The organism is Oscillatoria sp. HE19RPO, assembly GCF_024220515.1.
In the GTDB taxonomy this organism is placed as follows: Bacteria; Cyanobacteriota; Cyanobacteriia; order Cyanobacteriales; family Laspinemataceae; genus Laspinema.
This window is the reverse complement of record NZ_JAMXOT010000310.1, coordinates 1-13,457: the sequence shown is the minus strand read 5'-3', so window position 1 is coordinate 13,457 and position 13,457 is coordinate 1. Positions and strand designations below refer to the sequence as shown.

10 protein-coding genes and 1 pseudogene are annotated in these 13,457 nt (G+C 46.7%); 7 read left to right on the top strand and 4 right to left on the bottom strand.

Going from position 1 to position 13,457, the window contains the following annotated elements; all coding sequences use genetic code 11:
- The first annotated feature begins 333 nt into the window (after positions 1-333).
- A complete protein-coding gene (gene mraY / locus NG833_RS24630) occupies positions 334-1,416 on the top strand; it encodes a phospho-N-acetylmuramoyl-pentapeptide-transferase (RefSeq protein ID WP_254567917.1) in 1,083 nt (360 codons plus the stop codon).
- Between the two features lie 192 nt (positions 1,417-1,608).
- On the top strand, positions 1,609-2,580 hold the full coding sequence (locus NG833_RS24625; protein WP_254567916.1) for a glycosyltransferase family 2 protein: 972 nt from the start codon (positions 1,609-1,611) through the stop codon (positions 2,578-2,580).
- A 118-nt stretch (positions 2,581-2,698) separates the two neighbouring features.
- Here NG833_RS24625 and NG833_RS24620 read toward each other — a convergent pair whose 3' ends face one another.
- Complete coding sequence (locus tag NG833_RS24620) at positions 2,699-3,463, bottom strand: HAD family hydrolase (RefSeq protein WP_254567915.1); 765 nt, start codon at positions 3,461-3,463, stop codon at positions 2,699-2,701.
- Positions 3,464-3,600: 137 nt separating this feature from the next.
- Positions 3,601-3,858: pseudogene (locus NG833_RS24615) on the bottom strand (DUF1830 domain-containing protein); the annotation flags it as partial.
- 383 nt (positions 3,859-4,241) lie between these two features.
- Here NG833_RS24615 and NG833_RS24610 point away from each other — a divergent pair.
- The 3 genes from NG833_RS24610 to NG833_RS24600 all read left to right on the top strand — a co-directional run bounded on the left by NG833_RS24610 (position 4,242) and on the right by NG833_RS24600 (position 7,409).
- Positions 4,242-5,429 (top strand): M48 family peptidase, encoded by a 1,188-nt coding sequence (locus NG833_RS24610; protein ID WP_254567914.1) that lies wholly within the window; start codon positions 4,242-4,244, stop codon positions 5,427-5,429.
- 206 nt (positions 5,430-5,635) lie between these two features.
- The gene (locus NG833_RS24605; RefSeq protein WP_254567913.1) at positions 5,636-6,550 is read left to right on the top strand and encodes a hypothetical protein; all 915 of its coding nucleotides are present in this window, start codon (positions 5,636-5,638) and stop codon (positions 6,548-6,550) included.
- Positions 6,551-6,653: 103 nt separating this feature from the next.
- Positions 6,654-7,409, top strand: coding sequence for an HIRAN domain-containing protein (locus NG833_RS24600; protein ID WP_254567912.1), 756 nt, complete (start codon positions 6,654-6,656; stop codon positions 7,407-7,409).
- 218 nt (positions 7,410-7,627) lie between these two features.
- Here the strand turns inward: NG833_RS24600 and NG833_RS24595 are convergent, their stop codons facing one another.
- Positions 7,628-8,269, bottom strand: a complete 642-nt coding sequence (locus NG833_RS24595; protein WP_254567911.1) for an SH3 domain-containing protein — start codon at positions 8,267-8,269, stop codon at positions 7,628-7,630.
- Positions 8,270-8,508: 239 nt separating this feature from the next.
- Positions 8,509-9,867 (bottom strand): mechanosensitive ion channel family protein, encoded by a 1,359-nt coding sequence (locus NG833_RS24590; protein ID WP_254567910.1) that lies wholly within the window; start codon positions 9,865-9,867, stop codon positions 8,509-8,511.
- A gap of 286 nt (positions 9,868-10,153) precedes the next feature.
- Here NG833_RS24590 and NG833_RS24585 point away from each other — a divergent pair, with 286 nt between their 5' ends.
- Both NG833_RS24585 and NG833_RS24580 read left to right on the top strand, forming a co-directional pair.
- Entirely contained in the window at positions 10,154-11,050 is an 897-nt protein-coding gene (locus tag NG833_RS24585) for a DUF928 domain-containing protein (protein WP_254567909.1), read from the top strand.
- A 75-nt stretch (positions 11,051-11,125) separates the two neighbouring features.
- Positions 11,126-13,105: a CHASE2 domain-containing protein gene (locus NG833_RS24580; RefSeq protein ID WP_254567908.1), complete on the top strand. Its 1,980-nt coding sequence runs from the start codon at positions 11,126-11,128 to the stop codon at positions 13,103-13,105.
- Positions 13,106-13,457 lie beyond the last annotated feature (352 nt).

Genomic DNA, 13,457 nt, shown 5'->3' with positions numbered 1-13,457 from the left:
GAGCTGGGAATGTGTTTACCCACATTCCCTTTTTTTATTCTACTCCTTCCTGGACCTTTCCCTGAGTCCAGCCTGTCCAGGCCCTTTGTCTCCCTCACCCCGACCTGTAAAGGCCCCTCCCCTAACTGCTGGATGCGCCCCATTGACGGGGCTACTACGAACGAATGTTTTGGAGATTTTATTTTTTGGAGGTCTCTTAGAGCAATTCGCACCCGCTTGAACCTGTTGTGCGGTTTTGGAGCATTTTTTAATGGAGATTCACCGGAGAAGCGATCGCCGAGCTTGGAGTAACAGTCTGTGTGGAGTGAGGATATTAAATCAGTGGACGCAAAAATGGGATCGGTTCAGTCGTTGAACCTGTCAGGAACTCGTTTATTTTGGCTCTTAACCGTTGCCGTAACTGGGGCATCGCTCATCCTGGATGGGTTGAGTGGGAGAGTCGCCAATTTTGGTGAAACCTTGACCCTCCCCCTGTTTGCCTGTACTTTGGCAACGGTTGCGGTTGGGTACTGGGTGGTTCCCGCCCTGCAACGGCTCAAAACTGGACAAGTGATTCGAGAGGATGGTCCTCAAAGTCATTTGAAAAAAGCAGGCACTCCGACAATGGGCGGGGTGTTTTTTATTCCGGTGGCAACTCTGGTGGCGCTGATTTGGTCGGGGTTTGCACCGGAGGCGACTGCCGCAGTCGCCCTCACCCTCAGTTATGGTTTTATTGGCTGGTTGGATGACTGGCAAATTCTGAGGCGCAAGTCGAATAAAGGCATTTCTCCCAAAATGAAATTAGCCTTACAATTCGGTTTCGGCGCACTCTTTTGTTTGGGATTAGCGTTAACTCAACCCCCAACGATTACCAATATTACTCTCCCCTTTGGCATCGTTTTGCCTTTAGGTTTCTTCTTCTGGGTCCTAGCCGAATTCGTCCTGGTTGCGGAAAGTAATGCCACAAATTTAACCGATGGCGTGGATGGATTGATGGGCGGAACTGGGGCAGTTGCCTTTTTGGGATTAGGTGCATTAGTCGCCTCCACCCATCCGGGTTTAGCAATTTTCTGTGCCTGCATCAGTGGTAGCTGTATCGGTTTTGTCGCCTATAATCGCAACCCAGCGCGGGTCTTTATGGGGGATACGGGTTCCCTGGCCTTGGGCGGGGCCTTAGCTGCCGTTGCCCTAACCAGTGATAGTCTTTGGGCGTTATTTATCATTAGTGGATTGTTCTTTGTGGAATCCCTCTCGGTGATTGCCCAAGTGCTTTATTATAAAGCAACCAAAGGACCGGATGGGATTGGCAAACGGTTATTTAAAATGGCTCCAATTCATCATCATTTAGAACTGAGTGGCTGGTCAGAATTGCAAATCGTCGCTGCATTTTATGTGATTTGTGGGGTTCTGGCTATCCTCGGTCTAACTTTAGGTTAATTCGCGTTCAGCTTTGGCGCAATGACTCCCCTCCAATGGCGCACGATTGTGCGCCATTGTCATTTAAAATGGGTTAAAAAAGTCTGTTAAAACCCACACCCTCAAGGGTGGGGCTATACGGACGAAGCCCGCCTGCGCGGGCTAATCCAGGAAATCAACTTTTAACAACCGGATTTGGTATGATACCGTCCTATGAACGCTGGAACAACACCCCAACCGATGCCTCCCTCGTTTTTGCCCCCGGTATCCGTCGTGGTGCCGGTTTATAATGGCGAAAAAGATTTACCGGACTTGATAGACTGCCTGCGATCGCAAACTTATCCCCCACAGAAAGTAGAATATATTCTGGTGGATAATAATAGCAGCGATCGCACCCCAACCCTCCTCCAAGATGCGGTTCAAAATACCCCGGAAATCACCCTTCGTCCCTTAAGCGAACCGCAAATCCAGAGTTCCTATGCCGCCCGTAACACCGGCATCCGCGCCGCTACGGGGGAATTCATCGCCTTTACCGATGCCGATTGTCGCCCCGAACCCAACTGGTTACTCTCCTTAATTCAGCCCTTTGTTAACCCTCAAATTGGCATTGTCGTCGGAGAAATTGCCGCCTTACCGGGAAATACCCTCCTAGAACAACATTCCGAACGGGAAGAAACTCTCTCCCAAAAACATACTTTAGCTCATCCCTTTTGTCCCTACGGACAAACGGCTAACTTGGGGATTCGCCGCTCAATTTTTGCCGAAGTTGGGTTATTTCGCAGTTATCTGACAACGGGAGGAGATGCGGATATCTGCTGGCGGATTCTCAGAGAAACCGAATGGAAGTTAGAATTTGCCCCAACTGCGATCGTCAAACATCGCCATCGAACAACCTTGAAAGAATTACAAAGTCAATGGCGCAGATATGGCAAGTCCAATCGCTATTTACATGAATTGCACGGGATTGATTTGATGAGAGAGTTGGACCAACGGGAATATCTGTATCGATTAACTCGATGGGTTTTAAAAGAGTTACCCCTGAATACTTTAAAAGCAATTACCAAAAAAGCCACCCTCGCCGATATCCTCTCGACTCCCATCGGTTTAATCTGTGTCCAAGCGCGATCGCAAGGTCAACGAGAAGCTAACCTATCAGAAACTGCCCGAAAAATTGATTCCCTATAAAAACAAATGTAGAGGCGAATTGCGAATCGCCCCTACATTTTTCTCTAATGTTCTCTAATGTTCGTAGTAACGACTTCAGTCGTTTCCGGGTGCAAGGGTTTCGCGCGAGAGACAACCCTCACCCCCGCTGATGCAACTCTCGCGCCAATGCCAAATCAAAATAAGTCGCCTCACCGGCATCCCCAGATAAAACCGTAAACGGTTCATCCGGTTCCCCAAGAGAATCTATCACCAATTCTGCCCCAGAAAAATCTTGATTGCGGGTATAATTATTAACCGTAATTACCGTTTTAACCCCAGCAGCTTGAGCCGCTAATAATCCTTGATTAGAATCCTCGATCGCCAAGCAATCTTCCGGTTGTAAATTTAAAGCCTGAAGTGCATATTGATAAACATCCGGTTCAGGTTTTTTAACTGGAACCATATCCCCAGCAGCAATCACTTCAAACCAACTCGGACCATCCGGCGAAATTGCACTTTTTAACAACGCCTCAACATTATGGGGATCAGAAGTCGTGGCGATCGCCAAACGAACCCCCTCCCGTTTCGCCTCCTGCATCAACCGCATCACCCCAGGACGTAAGGGGATTCTATCCACCACCAACTGACCAAAATACTTATTTTTAATCTCATGCACATCCACAACAAACTGATCTAAATCTTGATTGGGAATCGGAAAATCTGACTGATACTGCTCAACATAATGGCGGATGCGTTCCTTTCCTCCACCAATCTCCAGTAACTCTCCATAAAACTCGACCGACCATTCCCAATCTAATCCCGCCTCTTTAAATGCCCGGTTAAAGGCGGGACGATGAGCATCTCGCTCAGTTTCAGCCAGAGTCCCATCCACATCAAAAATCAAAGCACGAAGTTCACTCATCACCAATCCTTTTTAAAAAATTAACCACAGATTACACAGATTTACACAGATTTAATCAGTGAAAATCTGTGTAATCTGTGGTTACCCATCATTTCTTACATTTTTCAAAAAAAAATAGCAAGTTAACCCTGTTTCTATTCATCACAAATCAGGCGATCGCACGGAATCGTATCCGAGAGAATCGCCCCTGCGGTTCCTCCGGTATGCACTTCTAACAGGGACTGCTTAGGGGCCTTAAACAGCAGCCGTTGTCCGGGAAACATCACCCGTTCAAAATACCAATTGGCAATATTACAGATTCGGATAATCTGAATTTTGCTTGTAATGTTAACGTAGCAGCAAAGAATGTCAGTAGCATTACCTATAGCTGTTTCGGGAGCCTGGAGTTGAGCCATTGTTCAGAGCCTCTTTTTTATAAAATTACCGCCGCACTGGGCTGCGCTGAGTGCAACCCTCTCTTTGATATTAACCTTTTGTTACATTTTTGGGGATCAATCTTAATATTATGTTAATATTTGCAATTTTATACCTAAAATCCTTAGCCCACAAGGGTTTCAGCCAAAACAGTAGTCAAATTAAAATCAAAAATACTGCAATAAATAAATATTTTATCCGTAATTATGAATTGGCAATCGCAGATTCAGCCCTAAAAATTTTCTTTCGATGACAAGGGTCAGTCATCTGGGGATCACTCTCGGTTAAGAATTTGCAGGGACAAGCACTTTGCTGTTACCCTCAAACATGAATCGCCAGGGCGATCGCCCCAGGAGGAAACGGCATGATTCGGATTCAGGGAATCGTCAAAGCAGCACAAATCGCCAGAAGTCAGTTACAAGCAGGAATCCCCCCCAGTCGCCTGCTGAGTTTTCAGGCATTCATCCAAGAAACTCTCGGCAAGATTGAAGAAATCTGTGCCAATGCCAATATGAGTCCCGCGCAACTCCCGACGCCCTCGCGCAAAGCGTATGAGTTCCTGGCACAAATCGACTTAGCTAACCTCCCTGTCACATCCCAGAATAGTCCGGCAGTATCCGTACAACCGATTCGCCTGAAAAATATTCGCAATCAACAACAACAGGTTTTAGGCGCAGTCGCCTCCATTGTTGCTAATCCCCAAAACAGTCATTCACAAAAACAGCAACTGCTCAAGAGTCTTCAAGAAACCGTTGCCACAATCGAAGGAATCTGCACTCAACAGAATGCCACCCCAGCCCTATTAAATAAAACCTCCAGGCAGATTTATGCTTGGATGAAGTTTTTAACGGACTCCTTCAATTTAGAACGCCATCTCAGTGCCACCAGACGTACCCAGAAACTGGCCGAAGAAATGCTGTGGAGTCAGATGCAGCATCCCTGCAAAACCATTGCAGTTGAATTTACAAATATCACCCATTTGTACAAAGGAAAGATTGGGCCTTTAGAGGCGAAAGCCCAAATCAATGCAGCCTTTGTCAACGCCACGGATGAGATTTTAGCCGCCCTGGTTCGATTAGCCTTTCTGGGCAAAAATCAAGAAGATAGTCAAGCGATTAAAAAGTATGCTCTTTCAGAAGAATACAGCGAAGTGGTGTTAGAACTGGATGTTATGGCGGATACAGAAGCTGAGAATCCCCAAGGGAAATGCTACAACTTAGATCGCCTGTTTCACACCATTAACCGAGAGTATTTTGGGGGCAAAATGGTCAAACCGCGCCTAAGCTGGAATCGGTCCTTTACCACCCGCAAATTCGGCCATTACGAACGCGGACGCGATCGCGTGGTATTGAGTATTAGCTTAGACAGCGATCGAGTTCCGCAATATGTGGTTGAGTTCGTCTTGTATCACGAGTTGCTCCACAAACAGCATGAGGGAAAATGGGTGAATGGGCGCTTGAATGTCCATACCCCAGAATTTCGCCAAGACGAGCAGAAGTTTCGCAAGTATAAAGAGGCGGATCAATGGCTCACCAACTTGGCGTCTGAGTAGGAGGGTTGGGGGGTAGAGACAATAAATCTGGACTAAAGGTAAAAAATTTTTGTAAGGGTGGAGGCAATCACGAATCCCATTAAAAAGATAATTAAATTACTACAATTCACTGTTATCTATGGAGTTTTAATTGCTTTTCTACAATACAAAATCAGGTGGGAAGCATTTAAATTAAATTGACAAATATAATTTATGAAATTAAATTAATGTCAGACCTATTCCCCATTATCAAAATTCCAGAAAATGCGAATCAAGAACTAGAGCACCTCGGGACTAAATACAAGTTCTGGTTTAACCATCCTGAATTGGGTAATTGCCTTTATAAACAATCTCGTCCCAATACAGGAGAAGATTGGTCAGAAAAAATAGCGGCTGAATTATGTAAATTACTGGGATTACCTCATGCTCAGATTGAGTTAGCAAGCTGGAAAGCTATTCGCGGCACAGTTTCACCCTCATTTCTACCGGAAAGTGGAAAACTCACGTTAGGTAATGAAATTCTGGCTCGAATGATGCCGGAATATCCCAAATTTGCTTTTCAAGTATCAGAACATACCCTAAATGTTGTATTAGATGCCATTTGCAATACGGGGGTAAACCCTCCAATGAATTGGAATCCCCCAGTAGGAATCGAGACAGCCGTAGAGACATTTGTAGGCTATCTACTGTTAGATGCTTGGATCGGAAATAGCGATCGTCATCACGAAAACTGGGGAAGTGTCGAGCTTACCTCACCCTCAACGGCTCAAACCCTCAGCTATTTGGCTCCTAGTTATGACCACGCATCGAGCCTCGGACGCGAATTACTGGACCCTAAGCGGCAACAGAAACTCAATAATCGCGCTGTTACTGCTTATGCCAATAAATGTAGGTCAGCACTTTATGCGGATCCGAAAGACAAATCCCCGATGAAAACTTTTGATGCCTTTTGTGAAGCTGCAAAACAGTATCCTGATGCTGCTAATATTTGGCTGAAGCGGTTATCCGCTGTGTCAGAAGCTGATACTGATGCACTGTTTAAGCAAATCCCGGGAGATAGAATCACTCCCATTGCGATTTCTTTTTCTCAAGAAATCTTAAATTGTAATAAAATGAGACTAATGCAGCTAGATGGTTTTTAGTCTGCTGAGGTGCAAATTGTTTCTGTCTTCAGTGCTTGACAAGGGAATGGCTGTTTCGAGGCTTGCACTTTATGAGTCCAGAAAATGCTGTAAAAGAGGGGTTATGTTAAAAAAATTGTTTATTGCTTGGCAAGATCCCAGGAGTCGAGCTTGGTTTGCGATCGCCCAATTAACTCACTCGGGAGATTCCTATCAATTTCGTTATCTCCAAGGGGTTAAAGAGGCGCGGGAAAAATCAGGTTTTGCAGGATTGTTCTCTTTTCCAGATTTAGAAAAAGTCTATGAATCTCCTAACCTCTTTCCCTTTTTCTCCAATCGAATTTTAAGAAGATCGCGTCCTGATTATCCCGATTATATGAGTTGGTTAAATCTGCCCGAGTCGGAATACGACCCAATGGCCATGCTTTCTCGCAGTGGGGGGACCAAGGTTACGGATCATTTTGCCCTGTTTCCCTATCCGGAATTAGACGATCGCGGACGGTATCATCTCTACTTTTTTACTCATGGTTTACGATATTTGCCTTCTGCCAGTGCCGATCGCATTCTGACTCTGCAAGTGGGCGATCGTTTATTCTTGATGCACGACTTCCAGAATGAATTCGATCGCCTTGCCTTGATGTTACGGACTGAAGATGCTCATTTAGTCGGTTACTGCCCCAGATATTTGCGAGAGGATATCTTTGAAGTTTTCCAGCAGAATCCTCATGCGGTAACGATTACCGTAGAGCGCGTTAATCCGCCACCGGCCTTTTTGCAAATGCGGTTATTCTGCCATTTGACTGTTGATTGGGAAGGATTCCAGCCCTTTTCTAGTTCGATGTATCAACCGCTGCCCGAAGCCGTTGCTGTATTAGAATAATTCTGAGATTGGGTGACTTATGGCTGGATTTCATTCAGGTTGACTTTCTCAAGACTGACGCCATCTTTAACGTTAGAAGCTAAATGTAGAGGCGATTCGCGAATCGCCTCTACATTTAGGGTTGACTTTCAAACTTTGCGTCAGTCTGGTTTCTAAAATTATCCCCCTTTTTTCAGATAAAAGAGGGATGATTTTATGGCAATTAACCCTCATTAACCTTAAGGGCAGGCGGCTAAACTTCCGGCAGAAATATAACCATTAATGGGGAACGTAATTTGCACCCAATCTCGGGGTTCGCCATTGAGATCTCGGATGAGTTGATAATTTTCGACTAAGGTGACTCGTCCTTCGGCATCAACTCCGCCTTTGTAGGTGGAAAGGCGGGAGGGGTTTTCGCGAATGGCTAACCCTCGGGGTGCGCGATCGCTGTTGACTTCTCGGCACAAGTTAACCGGGTTTGCTTCCGTACTCACTACGGGAGTTGTTCCCGCTTGTTCCACACAGTAGCCCAAATTGCTGGCATTGCCATAGCCATTGGATACATATCCGCGCACCGGGGCAGCAATTTCGACCCATTGGCGTCCGTTAGGTCCTTGGATGCCTTCAAATCCTTGGACTAAAGTCACTTGTTCGTCAAAGGGAACAAATCCGACCTGGGGACTGGTGGGATTCGGTCCTTGACGAATAATCAAACCCGAAGGGGCGAGGGTGCGACGGCAGAAACTCTGGGTTGCTTGTGCCTGTTGCCAGGAGGGAGTTGTGGCGGCAACGGTTTGGGCGGTTCCCGTTAGTAATCCTCCGGCGATCGCCAATAAACTCACAAAGGTGGTGGGTAAGTGTGATTGAGTAAATTTTCTCATGATTTAATCTCCAAATAGAGTAAAAACTGTGGTATTATTATAAGTTAGTTATAACAAAAAACTTTTAACTCCCAATCAGTCCCTAGATAGGTATTGGCTCAATCTCACGGCAACAATCCCCTCTATCATTGCGTTCCATCTCCCTGGGGGGAATCCGCTCGAAAATCCATCAGATAATTCTATTTTTTGAGTTCTCTTCTAGCCCGCGCAGGCGGGCCTTAATCCGGTAGTCCCAGGCTTTAGCCTTCCGGTGGAGATGAATTAATCTGTGCGGAAATCGAGGGAGGCAAATTGCGGAAAGTTAGGGTATAAATCTCCGTCGGCATTTCAACATTGGCCGCGTCTAATGCCTCTTTAATTCTTTGAGCGCCCTGAGAGGTCATTTCCAGAAACTCTGCTCGTCGCGAATCTACCCAAAAGCGAACTTCTAAATTAATTGTACTGGCAGCCAATTCCTGAACAAGGACTTCTGGTGCCGGACTGGGTTCTACTAAGTCAAGTTCGGATAGGGCTTTTAAAATCGCGGCTTTGGCCTGGTTGATGTCGGCTTCATAATCAATGCCAACCATCACCGAAGTGCGTCGCCGAGGTGAAGCGGTATTGTTCGTAATACTGGATGAAAAAACTTCTTGATTGGGGATATAAATCAATCGGCCATCATAGGTTTTAATCGTCGTGGTGCGGAGTTTAACTTCGGTGACAGTGCCTTCATAGTCACTAATCTCAATCTGGTCTCCAATGCGGAAGGGACGAACGGCGAGTAAAATAACTCCGGCAATGTAATTACTTAAAACATCTTTTAAACTAAAACCAATAGCCACGCTGGTGAGTCCTAATGCTCCGAGTAAGGCAGCAAAATCCAGACCTAAAACTCCCAAAGCAATCACCCAACCAACAACCCAAATTGCCCCATAGCCCAATCGAGAAATCAATAATTCTGTGCTGCGATCGCCTTCAGTTTTTTGCGCCCAACTATAGGCAATCCGCCGGACAGAAATAGCCACACCCCAGGTTAATAAGATGACAATTAATGCTCCCACCAACGAGGGTAAGTTACCAATGGCATCTTGAAGTAAACCTCGCACCGTGGCATTGAGGCGTTGGGCGACATCGATCGCCAAGGGAGGACGATCGAGAGCTTGATTTAATTCCTCCGCCCACTGATTGGCTAAAACTTGAGCATTTTCAACCCCAAAATCCTCGGCATCCTGCTCGATTACGGTCATAATCACGCGGTTGTTGACTTGCAAGGTTGCATAATTTTGCGCCTGATTATACTGAACGGTAATCGAGTCTACAGTTCCAGCTTGACCCATCAAACTGGAGAGGCGTCGGTTGATAATCTGTGCGCGCTCTCTTGCCGTCAGATTTCCCACACTGCCAACTTGGAAAATCGGCCTGCCTTGTACAATGACATCGGCAAAAAAGGGGTCAGTCAACCCCCCTGTACTCTCCTCCGTTGCCGGTGAGGATTGAGGCATCGGCATCTCTTCTTGTGCGAAAATCGGCGAAGCGATCGCCATCATCGCACCTAAGAGAAACCCCCCTAGGTAAGCCGTCCTCCTCAGTTTTACTTGGATTGGGATTTGTTTTAACATGATTGGATGATCAAAGGTCAAGGATACTGCCTTACATTGTGATCCACAATCGTCCCTCCATTGCTTCCCCCTTATGACATATCTTCAGATCCGGTTCCCCCGGAAGTAAGCGCTTTCCCCGGGATGACTGTATCCTATTTTCAGGAGTACACCGGCGATAAATTAGCGCAAATCCCTGTTAACCTTTTTTTTTAGAGAACAAAACAACTTGAATGAGAGACTAAGACATAAAAGACCAAATTTCCCTATTAAAATTTAATTCATTCATACAGGAGAGCGTTGTATTATGCCTGGGCAAAAGTCCCCTCTATCTCTAATTCCCATTGGGTTCGCCGTATTAGTAGCGATCGCCATCGTCTCTCGCCTGTCAACACCCCTACAGGCAAGCACCCCCACCGGAGAACTCCCCCGCCACACCCGACTCGGGGAACTCCTCACCCAAGGGGACCCTCTGGACCCACCACCGGATCAGCCCTCTCCCTTACAGGGTTCGGCAGGAGGAACCCGCTTTTATCAGCCCCCTCTGCTCGAACCGCCATTGGGCGAGATTCCCATTAATAATGGAATTCGCGGCAAATGTCCGGTTGATGCCGAGATTCCCCCTGAACCCCTGATTGCCTTGATGCCTTCCTCTGGAGTGGGGTTAACCCCGGCAGGAGAGTCCACTACCTTTTTTATTTATTTGCCCTCAACTTCAGCCCTCAGCGGGGAATTTGTCCTACAAGATGAGACGGGGATAGAACAGCTTTATCAGATGATGGTGGAACTCACGAATACCCCCGGGATTATGCGGTTCACAGTTCCTCTCCAGGAGCTAAATTTAAAAAGTGGCGAGTATTATCGATGGTACTTTAGTATCTTGTGCGACCCGAGCGATCGCGCTGCCGATTTGTTCGTCTCGGGATGGATTCAACCAATGGATGTGAGTCCAAGCTTAATGGCGGACCTGGAAAATGCCGCCACTCCCCTGGAACGCGCTGAAATTTACGGAAAAAATGGCTTTTGGTATCCCAACCTGGAACTGTTAGCGGATATCCAACAGTCCCCCACTAATTTTTCCCCAGAAGCAAAAATCGGGTGGGATGAACTGTTGAGTTCTGAGGCGGTTAATCTCGACTCTCTGGTTAACCAACCCTTTATAGAATGCTGTGAAATGGAGAATCAACTCCTGCTCAACCCGTAATCAACGAACCTCGGTTCGAGAAACTTCTGGGCGATCCAGGAGCGATCGCCTGATTGAACCTCTCTCCCTGCGCTCATGTTTAATCGAAATGTCCCCAAACCCCGCTTTTTGATCGGACAGTCTCCCGAGGTAACCGCCAAAAAATTTAAACAGGTTTTGTGGGAATGGCGCGGGGTATTCATCACCGCCCCCACCGTGGCACTTTTGACCATCGCCTTGCGAAGTTTAGGCGTCTTGCAACTACTAGAATGGGCCACCCTTGACCTATTTTTTCGGTGGCGTCCTCTGGAACCCACCGATTCGCGGATTGCCATTATTGCCATCAATGAATTGGACATTCAACGGACTCGAACCTGGCCGATTTCTGACCAAATTTTAGCCCAATTACTGGAAACCCTGAAAAGTCATGAACCTGCCGCCATAGGACTCGATATTTATCGGGACCTTCCGGTAGAACCGGGACATGAGCAGCTCATGGAGGTATTTGCTTCAACCCCCAATTTAATCGGAATTCAAAAAATAATCGGAGATGCTTATGGGGATTCTGTTGACCCTCCCACTCAATTAAGCGAACTCGGACAGGTGGGGGCCGCCGATATCTTATTAGACAGTGATGGCAAAGTCCGAAGGATTTTACTGTCCCTTAAAGATGTAAATGATAAAACAGTTTATAGTTTTCCTGTAAAATTGGCCTTAGAGTATTTAAAACCCCAGGGAATCGGATTTGAATTACTAGACCGCGAACGCTATAAACTGGGGTTGGGAAAAACTTCGTTGGTCCGCTTGGCTACAAATGATGGGGGGTATGTGGGCGTGGATGCCGGAGGTATTCAAATTTTGTTTAACCCCCGTAATCATGTTTGCCGCAACCGCCTCGCCCAATGTCATGTCTTTGATACCGTCTCCATGACCGCTGTTTTAGAAAACCGTATTCCACCGGATTTTTTTCGCGATCGCGTTGTCTTAATTGGCTCTACCGCAGCGAGTCTTAAAGATAGATTTTTTACCTCCTATAGCAATAGCTATCTCACCGCACCAGCGGGGGTAGAAGTTCATGCCGATGCAGTGACCCAGTTATTGAGTGGGGCGTTGGATGGAAGACGCTCGATCGCCGTTTGGTCCGACCCCGTGGAGGGATTTTGGATTTTACTCTGGTCTGGGGTGGGTGCAATATTAGGCTGGAGATTCTTGCGAATTCGCTCCAAAATTATGATCTTAGCCCTAGTCTCAGGAGGGTCGATTGGCGGCGGATTTTTAGTCTTTTTAGCGGGGTGGTGGATACCCGTTGTTCCCCCCTTATTGGCATTAATCAGTTCAGCGGTGGCAATGGTCGGCTATACTGCTTATATTGAGAGTGAAAACCGCCAAACGGTGATGAATTTGTTGGGTCAGCACGTTTCCCAAAAAATTGCTCAAGCGGTGTGGAATAGTCGCCATGAATTACTCAAAGAAGGGCAGATTTTAGGGCAGCAAATGACCGCTACGGTCCTCTTTACCGACCTGCAAGGGTTTACCCGAATTACCGAACAAACCGACGCCCAAACCTTAATGCTGTGGCTGAATGAGTATATGAAAGCCATGTCGGGGATTGTGTTAGATCATGATGGGGTGGTGGATAAATTTATCGGGGATGCGATTATGGCGGTGTTTGGGGTTCCCATTCCCCGGACTCGACCGGATGAAATCGCTGGAGATGCGATCGCCGCTGTAGCTTGTGCCGTCGCGATGGGAAAAAAATTGCGACTGCTCAATCAGCAATGGCAAGCTCAAGGTCGTCCCACCGTCGCCATGCGTGTCGGCATCTCCACCGGCAATGTCTTCGCCGGGAGTCTCGGCTCTCGTCAACGGTTAAATTATACCGTATTAGGAGATACAGTCAACATCGCCGCCCGCTTGGAAAGTTACGATAAAACCTTAGATGGGGGGATTTGCCGGATTTTAATCGGAGAAGAAACCTATCACTATATCCAAGGACAATTTCCCACCCAATGTATCGGCAGCGTCCAATTAAAAGGACGAGAACAACCCGTAAATATCTATCAGGTTTTGACGTAGGGGGAGGGAAAAATTAGGAAAATAGCGATAAAATAGCGATAAAATAGCGAGCAAGATGCTCGCACTCCTGGATTGTTTTGCACAATTGGAGGATCTGCCTCCCGAAACCTAGCAAATGCTTCATTATTACCTCCAAGACTTACGCAATCTCTAATATTAAAAGCTAAATGTAGAGGCGATTCGCGAATCGCCTCTACATTTAGTGTTCGCCCTTAGGGGATTCCAACAAATAAATCATCCTTGCTTTGATGCGATCGCACCTAACAAGGCTCTTTTAGCCCGCGCAGGCGGGCTTTGTCCGTGTAGCTCCAGGCTTGAGCCTGCGGGTTTTTTGAAGGTTTTATTTTTTGGA